The 21,465-nt window shown below is 40.9% G+C and carries 20 protein-coding genes and 1 pseudogene; 6 read left to right on the forward strand and 15 right to left on the reverse strand.

Going from position 1 to position 21,465, the window contains the following annotated elements:
- Positions 1 to 13: 13 nt before the first annotated feature.
- Genes ACTFWY_RS00970 through ACTFWY_RS00980 form a run of 3 tightly spaced genes read right to left on the reverse strand, consistent with a single transcriptional unit; the run spans position 14 to position 3,273 of the window.
- On the reverse strand, positions 14 to 1,177 hold the full coding sequence (locus ACTFWY_RS00970) for an ABC transporter permease (protein ID WP_005472361.1): 1,164 nt from the start codon (positions 1,175 to 1,177) through the stop codon (positions 14 to 16).
- Positions 1,164 to 2,330: an ABC transporter permease gene (locus tag ACTFWY_RS00975; protein ID WP_060814259.1), complete on the reverse strand. Its 1,167-nt coding sequence runs from the start codon at positions 2,328 to 2,330 to the stop codon at positions 1,164 to 1,166. The genes ACTFWY_RS00970 and ACTFWY_RS00975 overlap by 14 nt, the downstream gene beginning before the upstream one ends.
- A gap of 10 nt (positions 2,331 to 2,340) precedes the next feature.
- Complete coding sequence (locus ACTFWY_RS00980) at positions 2,341 to 3,273, reverse strand: ABC transporter ATP-binding protein (RefSeq protein WP_311810687.1); 933 nt, start codon at positions 3,271 to 3,273, stop codon at positions 2,341 to 2,343.
- Positions 3,274 to 3,388: 115 nt separating this feature from the next.
- On the opposite strand from ACTFWY_RS00980, the gene ACTFWY_RS00985 reads away from it, so the two are divergent.
- Together ACTFWY_RS00985 and ACTFWY_RS00990 are read left to right on the forward strand one after the other, a co-directional pair.
- On the forward strand, positions 3,389 to 4,465 hold the full coding sequence (locus ACTFWY_RS00985; RefSeq protein WP_060814260.1) for a sensor histidine kinase: 1,077 nt from the start codon (positions 3,389 to 3,391) through the stop codon (positions 4,463 to 4,465).
- Positions 4,462 to 5,082, forward strand: a complete 621-nt coding sequence (locus tag ACTFWY_RS00990; protein WP_195957661.1) for a response regulator transcription factor — start codon at positions 4,462 to 4,464, stop codon at positions 5,080 to 5,082. Before ACTFWY_RS00985 ends, ACTFWY_RS00990 begins: the two co-directional genes overlap by 4 nt.
- Before the next feature lie 49 nt (positions 5,083 to 5,131).
- Here the strand turns inward: ACTFWY_RS00990 and ACTFWY_RS00995 are convergent, their stop codons facing one another.
- The 5 genes from ACTFWY_RS00995 to ACTFWY_RS01015 form a co-directional block, all read right to left on the reverse strand.
- A complete protein-coding gene (locus ACTFWY_RS00995) occupies positions 5,132 to 5,365 on the reverse strand; it encodes a hypothetical protein (RefSeq protein WP_041119103.1) in 234 nt (77 codons plus the stop codon).
- A gap of 92 nt (positions 5,366 to 5,457) precedes the next feature.
- Positions 5,458 to 8,034 (reverse strand): SF1B family DNA helicase RecD2, encoded by a 2,577-nt coding sequence (gene recD2 / locus ACTFWY_RS01000; RefSeq protein WP_311810689.1) that lies wholly within the window; start codon positions 8,032 to 8,034, stop codon positions 5,458 to 5,460.
- Positions 8,035 to 8,051: 17 nt separating this feature from the next.
- Positions 8,052 to 8,705, reverse strand: a complete 654-nt coding sequence (locus ACTFWY_RS01005) for a histidine phosphatase family protein (protein WP_086269250.1) — start codon at positions 8,703 to 8,705, stop codon at positions 8,052 to 8,054.
- Between the two features lie 27 nt (positions 8,706 to 8,732).
- Positions 8,733 to 9,236, reverse strand: coding sequence for a tRNA (uridine(34)/cytosine(34)/5-carboxymethylaminomethyluridine(34)-2'-O)-methyltransferase TrmL (trmL, locus tag ACTFWY_RS01010; RefSeq protein WP_103299938.1), 504 nt, complete (start codon positions 9,234 to 9,236; stop codon positions 8,733 to 8,735).
- A gap of 297 nt (positions 9,237 to 9,533) precedes the next feature.
- On the reverse strand, positions 9,534 to 10,376 hold the full coding sequence (locus tag ACTFWY_RS01015) for a methyltransferase domain-containing protein (RefSeq protein ID WP_311810690.1): 843 nt from the start codon (positions 10,374 to 10,376) through the stop codon (positions 9,534 to 9,536).
- 88 nt (positions 10,377 to 10,464) lie between these two features.
- On the opposite strand from ACTFWY_RS01015, the gene ACTFWY_RS01020 reads away from it, so the two are divergent.
- On the forward strand, positions 10,465 to 11,109 hold the full coding sequence (locus tag ACTFWY_RS01020; RefSeq protein ID WP_311810691.1) for a copper homeostasis protein CutC: 645 nt from the start codon (positions 10,465 to 10,467) through the stop codon (positions 11,107 to 11,109).
- Between the two features lie 60 nt (positions 11,110 to 11,169).
- Here the strand turns inward: ACTFWY_RS01020 and ACTFWY_RS01025 are convergent, their stop codons facing one another.
- Positions 11,170 to 12,951: an ABC transporter ATP-binding protein gene (locus ACTFWY_RS01025; protein ID WP_003127044.1), complete on the reverse strand. Its 1,782-nt coding sequence runs from the start codon at positions 12,949 to 12,951 to the stop codon at positions 11,170 to 11,172.
- Positions 12,938 to 14,688 (reverse strand): annotated as a pseudogene (locus ACTFWY_RS01030) (ABC transporter ATP-binding protein). Before ACTFWY_RS01030 ends, ACTFWY_RS01025 begins: the two are co-directional and overlap by 14 nt.
- A gap of 141 nt (positions 14,689 to 14,829) precedes the next feature.
- Here ACTFWY_RS01030 and ACTFWY_RS01035 point away from each other — a divergent pair.
- The gene (locus ACTFWY_RS01035; protein ID WP_003127042.1) at positions 14,830 to 15,666 is read left to right on the forward strand and encodes an AraC family transcriptional regulator; all 837 of its coding nucleotides are present in this window, start codon (positions 14,830 to 14,832) and stop codon (positions 15,664 to 15,666) included.
- Between the two features lie 124 nt (positions 15,667 to 15,790).
- Here ACTFWY_RS01035 and mgtE read toward each other — a convergent pair whose 3' ends face one another.
- Genes mgtE through ACTFWY_RS01055 form a run of 4 tightly spaced genes read right to left on the reverse strand, consistent with a single transcriptional unit; the run spans position 15,791 to position 19,531 of the window.
- Positions 15,791 to 17,155, reverse strand: a complete 1,365-nt coding sequence (gene mgtE / locus ACTFWY_RS01040) for a magnesium transporter (protein ID WP_060815539.1) — start codon at positions 17,153 to 17,155, stop codon at positions 15,791 to 15,793.
- Between the two features lie 14 nt (positions 17,156 to 17,169).
- Positions 17,170 to 18,069, reverse strand: coding sequence for an RluA family pseudouridine synthase (locus tag ACTFWY_RS01045; protein WP_003127040.1), 900 nt, complete (start codon positions 18,067 to 18,069; stop codon positions 17,170 to 17,172).
- 5 nt (positions 18,070 to 18,074) lie between these two features.
- Positions 18,075 to 18,872 (reverse strand): NAD kinase, encoded by a 798-nt coding sequence (locus ACTFWY_RS01050; protein WP_029486937.1) that lies wholly within the window; start codon positions 18,870 to 18,872, stop codon positions 18,075 to 18,077.
- A 5-nt stretch (positions 18,873 to 18,877) separates the two neighbouring features.
- On the reverse strand, positions 18,878 to 19,531 hold the full coding sequence (locus tag ACTFWY_RS01055; protein WP_021151082.1) for a GTP pyrophosphokinase: 654 nt from the start codon (positions 19,529 to 19,531) through the stop codon (positions 18,878 to 18,880).
- A 195-nt stretch (positions 19,532 to 19,726) separates the two neighbouring features.
- Between ACTFWY_RS01055 and ACTFWY_RS01060 the strand changes: the two genes are divergently transcribed.
- Together ACTFWY_RS01060 and ACTFWY_RS01065 are read left to right on the forward strand one after the other, a co-directional pair.
- A complete protein-coding gene (locus tag ACTFWY_RS01060) occupies positions 19,727 to 20,320 on the forward strand; it encodes a CYTH domain-containing protein (RefSeq protein WP_311828210.1) in 594 nt (197 codons plus the stop codon).
- A gap of 88 nt (positions 20,321 to 20,408) precedes the next feature.
- Positions 20,409 to 21,065, forward strand: a complete 657-nt coding sequence (locus ACTFWY_RS01065) for a DsbA family protein (protein ID WP_103299933.1) — start codon at positions 20,409 to 20,411, stop codon at positions 21,063 to 21,065.
- Positions 21,066 to 21,169: 104 nt separating this feature from the next.
- Here ACTFWY_RS01065 and ACTFWY_RS01070 read toward each other — a convergent pair whose 3' ends face one another.
- The gene (locus tag ACTFWY_RS01070) at positions 21,170 to 21,418 is read right to left on the reverse strand and encodes a hypothetical protein (RefSeq protein WP_113849878.1); all 249 of its coding nucleotides are present in this window, start codon (positions 21,416 to 21,418) and stop codon (positions 21,170 to 21,172) included.
- Positions 21,419 to 21,465 lie beyond the last annotated feature (47 nt).

Below are 21,465 nucleotides of genomic sequence, written 5' to 3' on the forward strand. Positions count from 1 at the left end.
ATTTTTTTATGACTCATGCAACCCTTTTTTGATTAAACCAGCGGCTGTCTTTTTTCAAAACGAACTGTATTATCAAAAAGGCACAGGCAAATAAGACCAATATCAAGCAGTTCAACCAGAATTTCGTAATGAAATCCGCATTCACTGAGAGGGTGTTCCCAATCAATTGATTGTTTTGTACAAACCAATAAGTCGGTGTAAAAGAAGCGATCTTACTAATAAAGTCTGGTAAAAAATCTGATGAAACAAAAACTCCCCCTAAAAAACAGCTTCCCATAATATACACATTCGAAATTCCATTCAACGCCTCACTATTTTTGACAAATGAGGTAACACACGTTGAAAATGTGACAATTGGCAAGAAAAAACACAAAAGATTAATCACTAGATAGCCGGTCATGACGGACCACGTGCTACGAGTAAATAGGAGTAATCCCGCTGTAAAACAACTAGTCAGAAGCAGTGAATACCCCAACATACCAATAGAAACGGCTCGGTTCAACCGCCGTGTTGATAAAGGAGATACTTGATTGCGATTCCGGATTTCTTTCCGATTGAACACTAGATTGACCACTCCATAGCCACTAAAAATAGAAAGAAACAAACCGTAAGCAAGTGCATTGAATACTAAGCTGCCGAATTGCTGGTTCATCCGTTCACTGTATCCACGACTAATCGTTACTTCGCCATTTGCGGCCAAAGTAGATTGCGTATTTTTCAATGCCTCTTCCCTATTGCCAGTTACATGATAAAAAGCCGTATAAGTCGACAAAAAGGTATCTACTTGCCCTTCAATCAATGTTTTAGCAAAAGCATCGGGACGAGATTGTGCATCGATTGCTGACGGTACACCTGCTTCAATATTCGTAGTAAAATCTTTAGGCAAAAATAAAACATAGTCGATTTTTCCAAAATACAGCGCATCATCAATCGATTTTTGGCTCTTATCAGACAATTCCACAACCGTTTGTTCTTCTTTTAAATAGTCAATCAGTGCTTTACTTAATGCGGAGTTGTCTTCTGTAACAATGGTCATTGTCCCCCGATCCAATTTTGCATCCGGTGCTGCTGTATTTTGCGCATAGAAGAAGGTGATGATCACAGTTACAATGACTGCAATCAACAAATTTGTTTTGTTCGCTTTTAAAATTTTCAAAACGGCTTTATACAGCGACATATTGAACCCTCCTTTCAAACATTAGATTACTAAAGGCTAAGATAACCATAAAGGCTACTAACCAGAAAAGATTCAAATAGAAATCCTCTAGTGAGCGATAAAAATAGAGCTGATAGAAACTCTCACTAATTAAGTTGACAAGATTCAGTTTTCCTAGCACCGGAATGTGCAGATCGATCCAGTATTTGATGTCTTGGGAGCCCATCATACCAGCAAAAAAACTCATCGCCATTGTAACAGCCACACCCAATCCTTCTTTTTGTGCCAGCCCCATATTAGGAAACAAATTCCCAACCAAATTCCCTAATAATAATGCATTCAATGCACCCAAAGCGGATAGGACGAATAACCACTGCCAGCGGTTTCCGAAGTCGACTTGATAAATAAAATGAAAAACACTTAGAATCACTAAAACTTCTAAGAAAAATATCGTGAATCCAGCAAGGATATTTGCTGAAAAAACCAGCAATCGGTTTCGAGGGATGATCGAAAGGCGAATCCCTTTGGAAGACTGATTTGCTTGCTGGTCTTGGGCGTTTCTGACCCCCCACATGAATCCATACAAAATAGCCATTCCCACCAAGGTAAAGAAATAAAAACTTTTGATACTCATGTTTCTAGTCTGATTTTCTTGCTGAACAAAAGATTCTCCAACTAGAAAAGATGTGAGCTGGTCTTCTGTCAAAGTAGAGTCAATTGCCACCAACTTATTGGCCAGGTCAGTATTTTGTAAAAATCGGTCCATCATGTTTTTTAGAATGGTTTGAGAAAGACCGGTACGTGCAATAGCCAATTGGATCGATGACTGTTCAAAGGAATAATATCCAGCAAGATCCCCTGCATCTAATCGTTTTTCAGCCTCTTGAGGAGAGACTTCTTGTAGTGAAAACAATGGTTCTCCACCAGACTTTGTTTGCTTCAAAACATTCATAAATGCGACTTGCTGAGTCAGTTGTCCCTCATTTGTTTTCTGATTTTGTTCTTCTTTGATAATCCCAACGGGAATCGTCTCGATCGTTCCAGCTTGATCAATCTCGCTAAATGCTACAGAAAACATCAACCCTAATAAAATCGGGAAGATCAATGTCCAAAATAGTAAGGAATTATTACGAACTAAAACGTTCAAGCGATACCGATATAAGTGTCCAAACATAATCTCCCTCCTAGTCTCTTAATTCTTTACCGGTAATTTCCAGAAACACATCGTTTAATGTTGCTTCTCCTGTGTGAATCTTAGTAAATGCGATATGTTCATCCTCCAAATAGCTTAGTACTGGTAAAAGAATCTCTTTCATCTTTTTGGCTGTGATCGTCAAACGCTCTTTATCATAGGCAGTTTCAAGAACTTGAGGCAATGACTTGATAAATTCGATCGCTGTATCTGGAAGTAAAGGGATATCAATCACAAGATTTTCCGTACTTCGAACCATGTCCTTCAACTCTTCTTTTGTTCCTTTCGCGATGACTTGTCCCTGATCCATGATCACAATCTGATCACAAAGTATTTCGACTTCCTCCATATAATGAGTCGTATAAACAATTGTTGCACCTTGCTGATTCAACTTTTTGATACTGTCCAAAATTTTGTTCCGACTTTGGGGATCCACGGCAACAGTTGGTTCATCAAGAAAAATCAGTTGTGGTTTATGGGCAATGCCGCAAGCAATGTTTAAACGCCGTTTCAAGCCACCACTTAATTGTTTTGGATAGAATCCTTTGAACTCTTCTAATCCCACAAGCGAAATGACTTCCTCGATCAATAGTATCCGCTTCTTCTTGTCAGCAACATACAGACCACAGAAGTAATCAACATTGTCGTAGACAGTCAACTCTTCAAATACAGCGATATCTTGCGGAACGACGCCAATTTTTTGCTTTATTTCATAACTTGTCGGTGTCATTTTATTTCCAAACAATTTAATAGTCCCTTTATCAAAAGATAATAAGGACAACATACAGTTGATAGCTGTTGATTTGCCGCTTCCATTAGGTCCTAAAAGCCCGAGAACTTCACCTTCCCTGACTTGCAAATTAAAATGATTCAATGCGAGAAAATCACCATAACGTTTTACCAAGTTATCAATTTCAATAATCATCGAAAAAACTCCTTTCCAAACACTTCTTATTCTGACTATAATAAAAAGCGAAAAGAATAACTAGTGAGGATACGCCAAAACAAAAATGACATTTGTCATTATTTAGGAGCCAGATATGAATAAACCATTGTCGATTAATGAGGTTGTTTTTTATTTTCTTCTCTGTGGAGGGCTAATGTCCCTGAATGGCTTCCAAGCCCTAGACTTAATCTATCTTTTGACGACAATCATCTTAAGTGGTCTCTGTCTGCTGTTCAAAAAAGGAACGTGGCTGGCATTGGGCATTTTGATAGGTCTTAGTTTGGTTTGGCCAATTTATAGCTATTTTTTCCCATGCGTCTTTCGTTCAGCCCAGATTGGTGAAAAGCAAGAAAAGATCCTCCTGCTCATTCTTTGTATACTCTTATTTTCCTTGGTTCCTTCTTGGCCGATACGGATTATACTGATGCTTTTGGTCTACTCTGCTTCTTACTTGCGAAACGATAGTTTTGAATTTCATTCGTTACAAAAAAAATTCAACTCGACTCAAGATGCCAATTGGGAAAATGAGAGCCGATTGCGTGAGCAAAACGACTACCTTAAAAGCTCTCAAGAAACAGAAGTCGCCTTACAGATCGCTGAAGAGCGGAATCGAATCGCTCGTGATATCCATGATAATGTTGGTCATCTGCTTTCAAGTGCCATCTTACAATTAGGTGCCATTCAAGCAATTAATCAAAATAAGCAACTTCACTTACCATTGGATCAATTGAACCGAACCATGAACTTGGGTATGGACCGCATCCGAGAAAGTGTTCACGATTTACATCATCACTCGCTTCCTTTTCCACAAGCATTAGATCTTTTGCTATCAGACTTTCAATTTTGTACAGTTGAGGTAATAGGAACACCGCCAAGTATTCTCTCTCAAACACAACAAACTGTCCTAATCACGATCATAAAAGAAGCCTTGACCAACGTCATGAAGCACAGTCAAGCAACAAAAGTGACTTGCGATTTTAAACAACTACCTGCTTTTCATCGATTACAAATCAAGAATGACAAACCAAAGGATAGGCTCAATCACACCCACGGGATCGGTTTGCAGACGATGCGCCAGCGAATCAACCAGGTAAACGGACAACTCCATGCCCTTGAAAAAGAGAATTTATTTCAACTTACGATTATTTTACCTAAGGAGGAGGACCAATGATCCAAGTAGTAATCATCGATGACGATCCCCTAGTTACCGCATCATTAAAAACCATCTTGGAAGTTTCAAACGAAATTGAGGTAACAGGCATTGGTCATTGTGCCAAAGAAGCAGTTGCATTGTACGAAGAAAGAAAACCTGCGATTATACTAACAGATATTCGGATGCCCGATGGGACTGGATTAGATGCTGCTCGCAAGATTTTAACCCAGGATCCGAATGCCGTCATTTTACTCTTAACTACTTTTGATGATGATGCCTATATACGAGAAGCTTTGGATCTCGGAGTCAAAGGCTATCTCATCAAGCAAAATCTTTCGGCTATTGTTCCCTCTATCAAAGCTGCATACAATGGCCAAGCAGTGTTTGGCGCTGAAATCGTCACGAAGTTTCCTACACTGTTAAAAAATAATGACTCTTATTTGACTACTCATTTCTCAGAACGAGAAAAAATGATCTTGAAGGAAATTGCCACTGGAAAAAACAATAAAGAAATTGCGCAAGCGTTGTTTCTCAGCGAAGGAACGGTCCGCAATTATATCAGTAAGTTATTAGAAAAATTAGAACTTCGGGATCGTACCCAGTTAGCCATTTATTATTACCAGCATTTACAATAAAAAACACGTAAGAGGCAATCTCCTCTTACGCGTTTTTTTGATTTCAGCCTTAAATGCTTCCTGAACTATTCGGATTGGTTGGGTTAGTCGGATTTGTGTTTGGTGCCCAAACTGGCGGAACTTTGTCTAATTTTTTCTCTAAACCGGTTTCCTCTCCTTGCTCGTTTTCGGCATCTGGACTTTCATCAAGTTTGTATTCTTTCTCCAACTCATCCAATTTCTTGAAGTTATTGCTGGATTCTTTTGCTAATTTTTCTAATTTGTCATCTGTTTCTTTCGCCATTTGAAAACGCCTCCTTTTGGTATTAGCTTAGCATGTTTCGCTAAAAAACCAAAAGAAAGCGCTCATTTTCATTAACTGTAAAAAATTCTTTTTTAAGAGACGAGAAAATCATATGGAGAAAGATTTTCCATCCCAATCATTGGATCAACCACATTTTTTTGAACCATTTCGATTGTCAATTCTCTCGAAAGCGGTTCTTTTGAGATAGTTCCTTCCGGTAGTGTTTCTTCGATGATGGATTCACTCGGTGTTGTGGCAAACAAATCAAGTTCCTGTTTCTGAACCGACTGCTTACTGCTCACCGGCTCACGGGCAGTATCTGTTTTCTTTTCACTTTTCATTGTGGCTGTTGTCCGTGAGTTAGACTCTGAGAAAGGATCATCTGCTTCTTCAAACTGTGCCAACCTTTGACGTTGCAAAGGTGTCATCTCGTCGCTGCCGTTGATCCGCTCTTGCAAGGTAGTCAGTCGAGTGGCGGACTCATGTGTCACACATGTTTGATAAGCTTGGGGTTCTCCTAATAAAATCAACAGCTCTTTGCTGCGGGTCACTGCTGTATAGAGTAAATTTCGTTGCAGCATTCGTTGGTATTGATGAACCATCGGCATGATCACCATTTTGAACTCGCTTCCTTGCGCTTTATGGATCGAGCAGCAATAGGATAATGTGATTTTATTCCATTCATTTCGCTTATAGGTAACTTCTGTGGCATCGAATTGGATCACTAATTCGTCCACTTTGTCTTCCGACTGTTTGGCAGGAATAATGCCGACGATTTGTCCCATATCCCCATTGAAAACATTGTCTTCTGGTGAATTGACCAGCTGCAAAACTTTATCTCCGATCCGATAGACTGTTTCATTCCAAGTGACTTCTTTTTTGGTCCCATCGTTTGGATTAAAGATTTCCTGCATCATCTTGTTTAGTGCATCGATCCCTGCTGCTCCGCGGTACATTGGCGCTAGAACTTGAATGTCTTGCGGTGTGAAGCCTTTCGCTTTCGCCCGTTGCACGATTTGTGCGATCAACGGTTCAATTTTGTAAGCATCACAAGCAAAGAAAGAGCGATCTCTTTGATTTTGGGTAAAGTCTGCAGGCAGTTGCCCATTTTTTATCGCATGAGCCAATGGAATGATGCTTGACCCATCTCCTTGACGATAGATCTCGGTCAATTCTTGTTTTGGAATCTGTTCGATTTCTAAAAGATCATGCAGCACTTGTCCCGGTCCTACTGAAGGCAGTTGGTCTTTGTCGCCAACAAAAATAACTTGCATATTTGTAGGGATCGATTTGAACAATGTATTAGCCAACCACGTATCCACCATCGACATTTCATCAACAATCAACAAACCGCCTTCAAGTTCTTTCGCAGCGACACTAGGCGTCTTCTCACGGCCGTTAAGCCCAAGCAAACGATGAATCGTCCCACTGGGAAGTCCCGTCGTCTCATTCATCCGTTTGGCTGCCCTACCTGTAGGAGCTGCCAACAAGATGGGGAACATTTCTTCCGTGTATTTTGCGGGATCTAAATCAAGATCATTCAATTCAGCAAATAATTGAACGATCCCATTGATTACTGTCGTTTTCCCTGTTCCAGGTCCGCCAGTCAAAATAAATAATGGGGAATGGATGGCTTCTTTGATGGCTTCTTCTTGGGAAGATCCATAGACGATCCCTAATCGCTTCTCGATTTTTCGCAGTGTTTTTTCAACTGTTTTTTTGGGGTAGTTGATTTCTTTTTTGCGAGCTAATAATCGTTGGATCGAATTGGCGATCCCCCACTCTGAAAAATAGAGACTGTTTTCATACAACTTCGTTTCTTCTTGTTGGATCTTGCCTTCTTCTACCAATCCAATAATCGTATTTGCCAAGTCATCCGGTGGAATTTCGATGGGTCGACTCGTTTCCAACAACCGAAGTGTTTGCTCGAGCAAATCTTGTGCGTGAATATACGTGTTCCCAGTCTGTAAAGATTGGGCAAAAATCTGGTGCAAAACTGCCGCACGATAGCGCTGGGGCGAGGTGGCTTCAATTCCTAATTGATCGGCGATGTTATCTGCCCGTTTGAAGCCAATCCCTTCAATATCTTCGACTAATTGATAAGGATTTTCTTGGATGATCTCTAATGCTTCATTTTTGTATGCTTGGTAAATGGCAAAAGAAAGCTGACTACCAAATCCATAGCGGCTTAACCCAACGATCACTTGATCCATCCCATGATTGAGTCGAACCGTATCAAGAATCATTTTTCGCTTGCTTTCATTCAATCCAGGAATTTGCTCCAACAATTCCGGGTCCTCTAACATGCGATCGATCGCCTGGTCTCCTAGAAGCCCCACAATTTTTTCAGCCGTCTTCTTACCGATACCAGGAAACTTCTCTCCTGAAAGATAATTGATCAGACCTTGCTCTGATGTAGGTTGTTCTTGCTGATAGCTGTCCACTTTTAATTGGACGCCATATTTGGGATGATTGACTAACTCACCGTAGAATCGGTAACTCTCCTCTTCTTGGATCTCACCGAAGCTTCCAGTGACGACGATCTCAGATTCTTTGTAATCCGCATTATTTTCTGTCACTTTGACTAAAAGTACCTTATAGAAATTGCTAGGATTTTGAAAAAAGATCGCGGCAACATGGCCGACAAAAAATGTTCTTTCTGGATTCACGACGCCGCTCCTTTCACCTATAGTAAGGCATCTAAACTGTCTTGATTTTCTAGAAAACTTGCATCATTCCAACAGGTCATCTCAAAAGGCAATTGTTTATCTGCTCCTGTCTCTAAAATGGTCAAGCTATTATTAACAAGACCACCTTGTTCCCGCAATTGTGCCAATTCTTTTCCGGCCAACCATTGGATAGCTGCCGTCAATGAGGCCCCATGACCGACAAAAAGTAACGGACCATTGTGGGCTTGCACAGCAGTCATCACCACTGTTTCAATGCGCTTCAGGGCATCTTCGATGGGCTCTCCTTGAAATATCGTTGGGTCATAACGGTCAAGATGGTGGCGCAAATCAGCCAGCTCTTGCGGGTATTTTGCCTGCATTTCATCAATGAACTGCCCTTCTAAATCGCCTAGTCCAAGTTCACGTAATCCTTCTGTATAAACAATCTCGACTGGTTGCTTTAATCTTTCCACAATCCCTTGTGCGGTTGTACGGGCACGTAACGAGGTACTTGAATAGATTTTTTCAAAAGGAACATTTGCGATTGCGTCACCCAAAAGCTGGATCTCCTGATAACTTTCAGGCAACAATGGTGAATCGCCCATCATTCCTTGAAATCGTCGTGCTTGATTCCATTCTGTTTTGCCATGACGAGTAAAATATAATTGCATCGAACAAGTCTCTCCTATCGATTGTATCTAATCTAATTTGTCATTGTCGTAGTGATGAGTCAATTCTAGCTCTGGAAACCCTTGTTGCCGTAAAGCTTCATAAATAATCAACGCGGCAGTGTTAGATAAATTCAATGATCGGACATGGGCATCATTCATTGGAATTCGTAAACATTTGTCCGCATGTTCGCGCATGAATGTTTCAGGCAATCCAGTTGTTTCCTTCCCAAAAAGGAAAAATTGTTCTTCATGAGTCGTATAATCTACTTCAGAATAGACACGATTGGCAAACTTAGAGATCAGGTACAGTGGACGATCACCTAAAAAGGACATAAATGCCGCTAAATCTTTGTGATAAGTAATATGAACATCATGCCAGTAATCAAGTCCAGCACGCTTCAAATGCTTGTCATCTGTTGAAAAGCCTAATGGTTCAATTAGGTGTAAATGTGTATTGGTGGCCGCGCAAGTCCGAGCGATATTGCCGGTATTGGCAGGAATTTGTGGTTCAAATAAAACAATGTGATTCATCTGGTAAGACTCCTTTCAATTGGTTCGAGCCAATTGTCTCTCAATAGATTCTATAGTACCATATTTTAACGAAAATCGTTTTGCGAACTTCTATCTGATTTACTGAAACTTTGAGCATAAAAAAAAACGTACCAACTCGGTGTCAATCACTGCGAGTCGTTACGTTAGTGAAGCTCTTTTCACTAACTTTTATCAGAACAGGAACCTGATAAAAACCAATGAAAAATGACTTGAGAACAATATATCACTCCCATGACATGATTGCAAGGGTAAATAACAAAAAAGTTCAAAAATTTTTCAAGAAACTTTCGCGACTAACAACTCAATATCGACTGTTATTTCGTGTAACGGGTTTTCCCGAACTTTTGCTATTTGCTCGTTTGACGCACCCCACTCCAATGGCGACATCGCCAACAAGTCCAGTCGCCGGTCTTCTGGGATTGAGAATGGATAACAAATCCGTTCTCGGCTCGCTTGCGGATATTTTGCAAAAAATTTATCAACGACACGTTCATTAGAATAGACTTGTTTTGCAGAATCATCTGGATAAAAAGCTTGCCGCAGCTCTTTAAGGTAGCCTGTTGCTGGCACAACTTTGATCACTTGTCCGCCCGGCTTCAAGATGCGGTCGAATTCCTGATAATTGGAAGGCGAAAATAAATTCAAAATCGTATCAAAACTAGCGGGGGCAAAAGGAAGATTCGTGAGATCTGCGACACACCAAAAGGCAGAAGCAGCATGATTGGTTGCCAAATAGACGCCTTCCTTGGCAATGTCAAATCCTACTGCCGTTTTTTCTTGTCCGGCTAATAATTGGGCAAAAAAGCTGCCTTCCCCACAACCAATATCTAAAATGTTTTCAGATTGTTCAATCTGGTGGGAGATGGCCTCTAAGACTGGACGATACATCCCACTTTGGATCATCCGACTTCGAGGAACAAACATTCCTTGATCATACTCCGTTTTCACAGGATGATCCAAAAAAAATAAAGTACCCTTTTTTGAAAGATCAAAACGATGACGATTCAGACAAATCAGTCCACTCTCATTGGCAAAGACCTGCTGATGACACAATGGACACTCAAATAAGTCGCTATGGGCCTCAAGAAAAAGTCGCCCACGATCGATTTTTTTTAACATATCAAATCCCTCTTCTCTTTCTTACTTTAGCATAGACTTATGGTAAAATGCTAGTATAGAATAACAGCTGAAAAACGGAGGGAAACAGATGTTAAAAGAATTTTGTGCCGAAAATTATACGATGATCCCATTAGCGATCGGCCGAGGAGCAAAACGGATCGAGTTATGCGACAATTTGGCTGTCGGCGGGACCACACCTAGCACGGGTGTGATTGAAGAAGCACTGAGTTACGCTGGTGAAAAAAGTGTACCGATCATGACAATGATTCGACCAAGAGGCGGTGATTTTGTTTATAATGACATCGAGTTAAAAATCATGCACACCGATTTGATCGAAGCCAAGAAATTAGGAACTGATGGTGTGGTCTTTGGCTGTCTGACACCGAACGGCTGGCTCGATGAGGAAGCACTGGAACTTCTGATTGATACAGCTGAAGGATTACAGATCACTTTTCACATGGCATATGATGCCATTCCGGAATCTCGCCAATTTGAAGCCATTGATTGGCTTGCTAATCACGGCGTCCACCGCATCCTCACACATGGCGGGCCAGCAGGAACAGCTATCGAAGAGAACTTAGAACGGTTAAAAGCATTGATCGACTATGCAGGAGACCGCTTGATTATTTTACCAGGTGCAGGTATTTCATACAAGAATGCCCAGTCAATTGCCGATCAGCTTGGTGTCTCTGAACTCCACGGAACGAAAATCGTTGATTTGACAGATCATTAAGCAAAAAAGACATTCGCTGATAAACGAATGTCTTTTTTGCGCAAAGCCTACTACCATTTATCATATCGCCTGCAACAAATCGTACTGTGATTGGTACAAGTGATGATAGAGCCCTTTTAAGGCCATCAGCTGGTCGTGATTGCCCGATTCAGCAATTTTTCCTCCAGCGACATAAAAAATACGGTCGGAATTTTTGATCGTTGACAGGCGATGGGCAATAATGAAGGACGTCCTGCCTTCCAGAAGTTTTAAAAGCCCTTCTTGCAGCAGCTCTTCAGTCTTTGTATCAATACTTGAAGTTGCTTCGTCTAGAATCAATATCTTTGGATCTGCCAGTAATGCTCGGGCAAAGGAAATTAACTGGCGTTGCCCTGCGGATAACGTACTTCCTCGCTCTTCAACAACTGTGTGGTAACCATCTTTCAACTCCTTGATAAACTCGTGGGCTCGAACGATTTTTGCAGCTTCGATGATTTCTTCTTCGGTTGCTGCCAGATTTCCATAACGAATATTTTCCATGATCGTCCCCGAGAAAATAAAAGTATCCTGCAGCATGACACCCATTTGTGAGCGCAATGATTCCAAGGTCACATCCCGAACGTCATAACCGTCAACTTTGACACTGCCTTCATTCACATCATAAAACCGACTTAACAAGTTGATGATCGTCGTTTTACCTGCGCCGGTAGGACCAACTAACGCAATACTTTCTCCTGCCTGAATCTGGAAGTTAACATCAGACAAGATATTTTTGCCTTCTTCGTAACGGAAAGTCACATGATCGAAAGCCACTTCCCCTTTGATGCTCGGCAATTCTATCGCATCAGCTTTATCTTCAATATCCGGTACTTCATCCATCGTCTCAAAGATCCGTTCAAGGTACGCCGTTGCCGTAATCAGTGAATTATAAAAATTTCCGATATTGATTACTGGATTCCAAAAATTATTGATGTAACTAATAAAAGCAATCAACGTGCCAGTACTGACATCAACACCGATTTGACGAATACCAACAAAGTAAATCAGACAAGTAGTGATCACAGAGATGTTTTGCACCCCTGGCCACATCAAAAATTGGACTCTGACAGCTTTCATCCAAGATGTACGGTAATCATTGCTGACTTCTTCAAAAATTTGGGCATTTTCTTCTTCACGGGCGAAGGATTGAGTGATCTTGATACCAGCGATACTTTCGTGAATATACGCATTTAGATTCGACTGTTTGTTGCTTAAAACTTGATAAGCTTTGCGCTGTTTATTTTTAATCACCATGACCATCACGAACAAGATCGGTAAGAGTGCCAATGAATACAATGTCAGTTTGACGTCGATGACTAACATGAAAATCAGTGTGATCACTACATTGAAAACATCGGAGATCAGATTGATCAGTCCATTGCTTAATAGATCGCTCAGTGTATTGATATAGTTGACCACACGGATCAAAATCTTTCCATGAGGCCGCGTATCAAAATAGGAAAAAGGCAAGCGCTGTAAATGTTCAAAGATATCGTAACGCATGTCTTTCAAGACGTCTTGGCCAATATTCGTAATATGATAAATCCGGTAACGCATGCACAGTCCAATGATCAGCAGTGTCACAACAAACGCAGCACCGATCAAAAACAGCTGCATTTTATTCTGGTCAGGAATAGCTGAATCGATCGCAATTTTTGTAAATACCGGAGCAAGCATTCCCGCCAAATTGGCTAAGATGATCGTAAAGAGGACTTTACCGATACTCGCTTTATAAGGGACGACATAGCGGGCCAATCGTTTAAAGTCTTTCCAACTGAACTCCTGTTCCAGTTCTTCATCCACATCAAATTTATTGCGCGCCATTGTCGTCACCTCCAGTCAATCCCAATTGTTTTTGGTATACCTCGAAGTATCTGCCTTTTTTGGCAACTAGTTCTTCGTGGGTTCCCTGCTCGATCACGCGTCCTTTTTCCATCATCAGAATTTGATCTGCTTCACGGACAGAAGAGATCCGATGAGCAATGATGAAAGTCGTTTTTTCTCCAGTTAGTTTGGTTAGCTCTTGTTGGATCTTGGATTCTGTCTCCATGTCAACCGCTGAAGTGGTATCATCAAGAATCAAGATCGATGGATCTTTCGCCAAAGCCCGTGCCAATGAAATACGTTGTTTTTGGCCACCGGATAAGCCTACTCCCCGCTCACCGACGATGGTTTCATAACCTTGAGGCATTCGGGAAATAAAGGTGTCGGCATCCGCTACCACCGCCATTTGCCGGATAAAGTTTTCGTCTGCCAACGGATTTCCAAAAGCGATATTGTCAGAGATCGTGTTAGAAAACAAGAATACATCTTGCATGACCATTGAAATGTTCTCCCGCATTTGGCGGACCGGATATTCTTTCGCATTTTTGCCATCAATCAGCACTTCACCCTCAGTAGGATCATAAAACCGGCCTACAAGATTGACCAATGTTGTTTTACCAGAGCCGGTTTCACCTAAAATCCCTAACGTTTGCCCAGGTCCTATTTTAAAGCTAACATCTTCCAAAACATTTTGATCCGGATCATCGGAAAAATGAAAGGAAACATGTTTAAATTCCACAAAGCCTTTGATTGGTTCCAAGGCTTTCTTTTCATGGACAGGAATTTTTGACTCTTGTGCGAGCATTTGACGAATCTTGATACAGGCGGCAGAAAAACGTTGAACATCATTGATCAGCCAGCCACTCATTCGCATCGGGTTATTCAACATCCATAGGTACCCGTTGAATGCCACTAGATCACCTAATGTCATGTCTCCATTGATCACAAAGATTCCTCCTAAGACCAAAGCAATGACATTCAAACTTCCGGCTAATCCATCCAACCAAGGCAAATAGGTTCGGGATACTTCGGCAGAAGCCATGTTGCGGGTCTTGAAATCTTGGTTGTACGCTTTAAACTTGTCGATCTCATAATTTTCTCTGGCAAATGCTTTGACGACGCGATTACCACCAATATTTTCTTCTACCATCGAATTCAACCGAGAAAAGCTTTCCCGAATCTCAAAGAACAATGGATGAGCTTTTTTTGACATTTGATTCGTTAATAGAAAGATGATTGGCGTCACAGCGACTAAAGCAAGCATCAATTTCCAGTCAATAAAACTCATGACCACTACGGCTGAGAAAAACCACAAAAAACATTCGGCTATATTATAGGTCACCCAAGAAACAAAGTGTCGAATAGCATCGGTATCCCCTGTCATACGCGCCATAATATCCCCAACTCGCGTATGATTAAAGAAGTCAAAATCCAGTTCTTGCAGTTTGTGATATAAATCTTCTCGTAAATGATAGAGCGTGTTTTGTCCAACTCGTTCAAATAATAGTTGATACGCATAGCGGACAATGGTTCGGATCACTGTCGTTGCGATCATAATCAGTAATAATGGAATCAATAAGTGCGTTTGCTGCTGATTGATCACATCATCGATCACCATTCCCCCTAGATATGGATTGACGACGATCAACGCAGCATTAATAAGTAAAAACAGGATTGCTAAAATGATTCGGCCACGATTTTTTTCGCATATCGCCAGATCCATTGTGTGTTACTCATCTAATTCCCCCTCTCGTTGTTAAGCTTAGCGATTTACTAGGCGATTAAAATGGTTTTTCTTACTCATTTTGATGTAAAATATTACTAAGAAGCCGTCGACCTGAAATTACCAGGTTCTGACACCATTGGAGTGATAAATGAATGAATCTAGTAAATCCCAGAACCTTTAATCCCGAAATCATCTACTTGTTTGATCCTTGGACACAGTCTGAAAGTCATGGAGAAATGCATCACCATGATTTCTTGGAAATCAGTATCGTTTTGGAAGGAGAAAGCAATTATTATTTTGAAGAGGCGCCAGCTACTAAAATCAAGGCAGGCAGTATCATGTTGTTTAACCCTGGTGTCAATCATTGTGAGTTTCAGGAGTCAGGGACTTGTTCCCACCAACTGCATATTGGCTTAAAGAATATTTCTTTAGAAGGATTCAAACGCAACTTTTTCCCCAACAAGCAACCGTTACTGGATTTAGGAAAATACCACCACCAAGTTTTAGATAAAGCGTGGCAGCTCGTTCGGGAGAGTAATGAGGAGCAAGATGAATTCCAATTAATGCAAAAAGCATTGATCATCGAGATGCTGGTCTATATATTAAGAGGCTTAAACGACAAACGTCTGAATGTGGTGCCCTATCTCACGAAAAGCCAACGCCGCCACCAACAAATCGTTAACTACACCATCTACTTTTTAGAGAACCACTATAAAGAAGAAATCACTTTAGAAAAGCTCGCACAAGATCAGTTTCTCAGTCCAACCTATCTTTCAAAAGTTTTTAAAGAGGCTACTGGAGTCAGCCCAATCAATTATTTAATCGAGATCCGGCTAAAACGTGCGAGAGATATGCTGACAAACGAGAAACTCACGATCAAAGAAGTCGCTTCTGCTGTTGGTTATCAAGACGCGTATCACTTTAGCAAGTCTTTTAAAAAACTTTTTGGCGTTTCTCCTTCGTCAGTCATTCCCAAGTTGCAAAAATAAATTTACCATCATGGTCCCATCATCGATACGAATAAGACAAAAAAGCGAGGCGTCTCTTATAGAAAAGAGGCGCCTCGCTTTTGATGAATGGATCTACTTTGATTGAAAGAAATACCTAGTTTCTTCAACGAATAAAATAGTTCATAAATAAGCTAGCAATGTTGAAATAAATCAAGACACTAGTCAAATCACTAAGTGTCGTAATGAATGGACCACTGGCAACGGCTGGATCAAAGCCTAATTTATCCATTAACATTGGAATCAGACTTCCTGCGAGATTCGCTACCGTAATGGCACACATCATCGCCATTCCAATAACAAAACCTAAGATCGGGTTTTGTTTCCAGACAGCCACGATCGCAAAAATCGTTAAACCGGTGACAGCACCAGTCACTAACCCTGTGAGGACTTCACCGATCACCGTTCGCATAAAGCTTTTTTCTTTATCATCTGAGATGGCCAAACGGCGGACCGCAACCGCTAAAGATTGCGTACCGGCATTCCCTGCTGTACCAGTGATCAATGAAATAAAAACGGCTAAAATACTTGCTTCACTTACAAGCTCTTCATAATGACTGATCAAGCTTGCTGTTGCCATCCCCAAGAAAAGCAATGTGATCAGCCATGGCAAGCGTCGTGAAGAGGCTTTGAGGGGATTTTCACTGACTTCTTCCACGTTGACCCCGGCTAATCCGGAATAGTCACTGGCAGCTTCATCATCGATTACGTCAATGATGTCATCGACAGTTACGATCCCTAATAAATGGTCATCGTAATCTGTAACTGGCAAAGCTAGAAAGTCATAATCCCGAAATGTCTGAGCTACATCTTCCTGATCATCCCCCACATGCACGGACATGACCCGTTCATTCAAAATATCTGCAATCATCGTATCATCATCATTGATGATCAAATCCCGCAAAGAGATTACTCCGACCAGTTTGTTGTCCGTATCGACGACATAAATATAGTAAATCGTTTCGGCGACATCTGCTGCATTTTTTAGGACATACATTGCGGATCGTACCGTTTGATTGGCCACGATCGAAACAAACTCTGTCGTCATCAATGAACCAGCTGTCTCATCTTCATAATGCAGGAGCTCTTTGATTTCACTAGCATCTTCTGCCGGCATCAAACTCAAATATTTTGCTACTTGCTTCTTATCTAACGTATTCAGAAGATCGACGGCATTGTCGGTATACATCTCTGCTAGCATGTCAGCCGCATAGCCGGGACGCATTTCCGAAAGATACTCTGTCATATGTTCATCATCTTCTTCGATCACGTCAAACATATCCGCCAACTCTTTGGGTGAAAGGTACGTATAAACGATTTGGCGCTGCGACTCATCGAGAGATTGGTAGAATTGTCCCTGCTCATAAATATGCAGATCCAAAAACACTTCACGAAATTTTTGGATATCTGTTTCATTCAACGCCTGAGTCAGCTGCTCAAAGCGCTCATTAAGTTCTTGATTTTCATCCAATCTCTTCACCTCTTTTATTCACTCATTGCTTGTTTGATTGATGCCATATCTGCCGGCAAGTCTGCTTTAAAATGCAGCGATTTGCCGCTGAAAGGATGGGTAAAAGCCAATTCGCAACAATGAAGGGCCTGACGATCAATGCCAAGATCCATCGCACCGCCATAAAGTTCATCTCCCAGTAATGGACAATGGATGGCAGCAAAATGAACGCGAATCTGATGGGTACGACCGGTATGAAGAAGAATCGTAACCACAGCAACTTGCTGATCCTTTTTCGTCAACCAATATTCCGTACGTGCGGATTTCCCTTCCAAACTTGTTTTTCGTTTTAATAATGAACTGAGATCTCGTGCAATCGGATAAGTGATTTCTCCGTGAGAAGCCAATTCTTGAATCTGTCCCGCAACGATTGCTTGATATTTTTTTATCAATTGCTTTTGCCGCAGCTGAACATCTAACTTCGCATGGGCAAAACCATGCTTGGCAAACAACATCAATCCAGATGTATCCCGATCTAAGCGAGTGACCACATGAATGACCTGATCTTGATAACCTTGCTGTTTATAATAAGCTTTGACACGATTAGCCATCGTCCCATTAGGATGATATTGAGCCGGGATCGAGGCAATGCCTGCTGGTTTGTTTACAATCAAAAGATGCTGGTCTTCATAAACGATCTCGATTGGCGTCTCATCTAATAAGACCGTTTCATGTTCACCTTCGTCTGGGATCACAATGGTTACCGTATCATTTTGCACCAAAGAATACAAGACATTTTGTCTTTGGTCATTAACAAAAATCTTGCCTCCTTGAAACTTGATTTTTGCCAACAATCCTTTAGAAATCCCTTGCTCTTTCAAAAAGTATTTTAACTGTTGCGGCTCTTGCCGCTCATAATGATAAGTAAATTCCATAACTGTTAAATTTCTCCAATAAACGCATCTTTGACACGGTTCCAAAAGTGCATATGCCGATAGGAGGCAAAGTGGATCCGTTCGTCTGCAATACGATAATAAATCGCATCGATTTCTTCCTGTTCAATCGTAAATTGATCAATGGTCACTAGATAGTCCGTACTAGCTTGTAGTTTGACTTTGACCCACTCATGATCTCCGACAATGATCGGTGACCCTAACGTTCGGAAAACACGATTGTTTAAAGAAGCGATTTCTGCTAGTTGAAAAGCATTGATACTTGGATGCAATACTGCCCCTCCCACGCTTTTGTTGTAAGCTGTTGAGCCTGTAGGTGTCGAAATCGATAAGCCATCTCCACGAAATTTCTCAAAAAGATCTTCTTTGATTGAAATATCAGCTACCATTGTCCGATTTCCCCGCTTGATCGTTGATTCATTCAATGCAAGAAAATGTTTGTCTGATTTCCCATTGGTATAAGTGATGCGGACATCAAGCAAAGGATAGCTCACACTCTTTTGACGATCATTGCACAACGTATCGACCAGTTCTTCCAATTCATAGTCTCGCCAGTCGGTATAAAACCCAAGGTGTCCTGTATGGACCCCCAAAAAACGAACCTCTGCTAAGCGATGACTGAACAAGTGAAACGCAGACAACAGTGTCCCGTCTCCGCCCACTGAAATAACCAATTCTGGGTTCTCTTGGTCAATCGTATTGTCAGACTGGGCCAACAATTCTGTTAATCGCTTTGTGACAAGCATCGACTTTTCTTCTTGATTGTTGATAATTGCTACTTTGATCCCTGTCATGCTTCATCCCCCTGCCGCTGTTCCTTATGATTGCCTTTCCCATGTGAAAACAGCCGTTGCGCTTCTTGGATTTCTTCGCGAATATTCGACATCTCCTCATCTAATTGATAGGCAGCTTCTGCAGACCGACGCAGGCGCTCGCTGATTTCATCTGGAAATTCTCCTTGATATTTATAATTCAGTGAATGCTCGATCGTTGCCCAGAAGTTCATCGCTAATGTACGAATCTGGATCTCTGCTAAAATGATCTTTTCACCATCGATCAATTGGACAGGATACTCGATCACTAAATGATAGGAACGATAGCCGCTCGCTTTTTTATTTGTAATATAATCTCTTTCAATAATTACCTTCATATCATGTCGGGTGCGCAAAAGATCAACTACTTGATGGATGTCTTCAACAAACTGACACATGATCCTCAAGCCGGCAATATCTGACATTTCTTCTTCTAAACGATCCAAAGGGATTCCCCGCAATTTGCTTTTAGTTAAAATACTATCGACTGGTTTTACACGACCCGTGACAAATTCGATCGGCACGTGTTTATTTTGTTCTCGATATTGTTTGCGGATTCCCCGCAACTTTACTTTTAGTTCTGAGACGGCTTGTTCATATGGTGCCAAAAAATCTTCCCAATCTCGAATCATTTCTATCCCTCGATTCTTTTCATAACATACGGTTCTATTTTACCACAATCTTAAAGGAAAACAGAATGTTCAATCGGTGCCACCTGCAAGAAAAATAACAGAGCTCTTTTTTGCTTCAACTCTCCCAAGGGTTTTCATTTGACTTATTGCCCATCGTTATGTAAACTTGATGGACTGTAAGGAAAGAGGAAAACAATGACACATCAAGTAGAAATCGAATTTAAAACATTGTTGACTCGTGAAGAATATCAGAGAGTCATTGCCTTCTATCAGCTTGATCGCTCCGCCTTTCATACCCAAACAAATCTTTATTTTGATACATTGGATCATCAATTAAAACAAAAAAAGTTTGGTTTGCGGATTCGGACGACGGAAGATAAAGCAGAATTAACGCTTAAATCACCTCTTAAAGAAGGGTTATTGGAAACGACCGATATCCTTTCGTTAGATGAAGCAGCTGATTTGCGTGAGAATCAAAGAATCTTATTTACCGGTGCGGTTGCCGATCGCTTGATCCAAGAGCAAATTGATCCGGCAGCTGTGAAACCTTTTGCTGAGTTGACGACTCGTCGAGCAGAATTCAGCGTAACAGAAGGTTTACTTGCTTTAGACGAAAGCTGGTATGGCCAATCCCATGACTATGAGCTCGAACTGGAAGTCTCAGAGGTTTCTTCAGGAAAACGAGCATTTTTGTCTTTGCTTGATCGCCTGCATATCAGTTATCGTCCAGCAAAAAATAAAATTATTCGTGCCTTAGAAGAGAAGTTGTCAAAAAAAGAGTATGAATAGTTCTCATTAGGCATTTCTCATTTATAATAATTTCTGTTATATTTAATATATACAAAAGAAAAAGAATCTTAATTGGGGAGAGATTCAGATGATCGAGATTTATTTGTTTGTGAATCCGATAGGTCCAATTTGTTATCAATCCGAGTTGACCTTGTTGGACGCACTGAGTGATCAAAGAAAAAAAATACAATTGCATATATTACCAATCATGAATTTACACACTGTGGGGATTTCAATGGATTACCTTTCAATGGATCGATCCGATCTAGGATTGCGTAATCAACAAACCAGTCAAATCTATGAGGCTTCATTGGACTACAAAGCAGCTCAGCTTCAAGGTCGAAAAATCGCCCGCGACTTTTTACTTAAACTTCAATGTCAAGTAGGTGTAAATAAAGAACCTTATTCCTTCGAATTAGTCAAACAGATTTTCGCTGAAACAAACGGCGATCTTGACATGTTTTTAGAAGATCGCAAGTCTGATTTGATCAAGCAGAATTTCGCATCCGACCAAAGTGTTGCTCGCGAAATGGGCATTACGATGTCTCCTTCGGCTGTAGTGTATAATTTCGGTTGTGAACGAGATTATGGTGTCTTATTAGAAGGAATGGAAGCTCTTAGAAATATTCCACACCTTTGCCGAACAGATCAGGAAAACTATCGTTTATTCTATCAAAAGAAAGATATCAGGGATGCTGATGTTCCTCGTATCGACTCGTTGAATCGACGACTTGTCTTGCTTTAAACAATCAATAAAACATCCAAACGCTGATCGAGTCACCCTCGTTTTGGTGGTCTCCTATTAATAAGAGACCGTCAAAGGGTGGATCCATCGTTTGGATGTTTTTTCTATTCAGTCCTATCAGAATTTTTCTTTGAAGGATCTTTTTTAGAAAGCTCTTTTTTATCTGTAGGGTCTTGATCCGGCAATTCGGTCTGCTTCTCTTTGTGGGCAGATACAGCTTCTTTCGTGACAACTTCCCGTTTTTTCTTGCTATTATCCAAGCGACGGGCAAAAATTTCTTCCTTGTCCATTCCAAAGGCCCCCTTTCCTCTTTCATTTCTATCGTAACATGGAAATACTTTTGCTTCTTGCAATTTGCTTACTCATAAAAAAAGATTTTCTCACTTTAAAGTTTAAATTG

It is taken from the genome of Enterococcus sp. 125944, assembly GCF_051909435.1.
Lineage (GTDB): Bacteria > Bacillota > Bacilli > Lactobacillales > Enterococcaceae > Enterococcus_D > Enterococcus_D gallinarum.

Excerpts from the sequence above, each read along its gene's own strand:
- ACTFWY_RS00970 (WP_005472361.1), bottom strand. The coding sequence starts at position 1,177 with ATGTCGCTGTATAAAGCCGTTTTGAAAATTTTAAAAGCGAACAAAACA.
- ACTFWY_RS00975 (WP_060814259.1), bottom strand. The coding sequence starts at position 2,330 with ATGTTTGGACACTTATATCGGTATCGCTTGAACGTTTTAGTTCGTAAT.
- ACTFWY_RS00980 (WP_311810687.1), bottom strand. The coding sequence starts at position 3,273 with ATGATTATTGAAATTGATAACTTGGTAAAACGTTATGGTGATTTTCTC.
- ACTFWY_RS00985 (WP_060814260.1), top strand. The coding sequence starts at position 3,389 with ATGAATAAACCATTGTCGATTAATGAGGTTGTTTTTTATTTTCTTCTC.
- ACTFWY_RS00990 (WP_195957661.1), top strand. The coding sequence starts at position 4,462 with ATGATCCAAGTAGTAATCATCGATGACGATCCCCTAGTTACCGCATCA.
- ACTFWY_RS00995 (WP_041119103.1), bottom strand. The coding sequence starts at position 5,365 with ATGGCGAAAGAAACAGATGACAAATTAGAAAAATTAGCAAAAGAATCC.
- ACTFWY_RS01005 (WP_086269250.1), bottom strand. The coding sequence starts at position 8,705 with ATGCAATTATATTTTACTCGTCATGGCAAAACAGAATGGAATCAAGCA.
- trmL (WP_103299938.1), bottom strand. The coding sequence starts at position 9,236 with ATGAATCACATTGTTTTATTTGAACCACAAATTCCTGCCAATACCGGC.
- ACTFWY_RS01015 (WP_311810690.1), bottom strand. The coding sequence starts at position 10,376 with ATGTTAAAAAAAATCGATCGTGGGCGACTTTTTCTTGAGGCCCATAGC.
- ACTFWY_RS01020 (WP_311810691.1), top strand. The coding sequence starts at position 10,465 with ATGTTAAAAGAATTTTGTGCCGAAAATTATACGATGATCCCATTAGCG.
- ACTFWY_RS01025 (WP_003127044.1), bottom strand. The coding sequence starts at position 12,951 with ATGGCGCGCAATAAATTTGATGTGGATGAAGAACTGGAACAGGAGTTC.
- ACTFWY_RS01035 (WP_003127042.1), top strand. The coding sequence starts at position 14,830 with ATGAATCTAGTAAATCCCAGAACCTTTAATCCCGAAATCATCTACTTG.
- ACTFWY_RS01045 (WP_003127040.1), bottom strand. The coding sequence starts at position 18,069 with ATGGAATTTACTTATCATTATGAGCGGCAAGAGCCGCAACAGTTAAAA.
- ACTFWY_RS01055 (WP_021151082.1), bottom strand. The coding sequence starts at position 19,531 with ATGATTCGAGATTGGGAAGATTTTTTGGCACCATATGAACAAGCCGTC.
- ACTFWY_RS01060 (WP_311828210.1), top strand. The coding sequence starts at position 19,727 with ATGACACATCAAGTAGAAATCGAATTTAAAACATTGTTGACTCGTGAA.
- ACTFWY_RS01065 (WP_103299933.1), top strand. The coding sequence starts at position 20,409 with ATGATCGAGATTTATTTGTTTGTGAATCCGATAGGTCCAATTTGTTAT.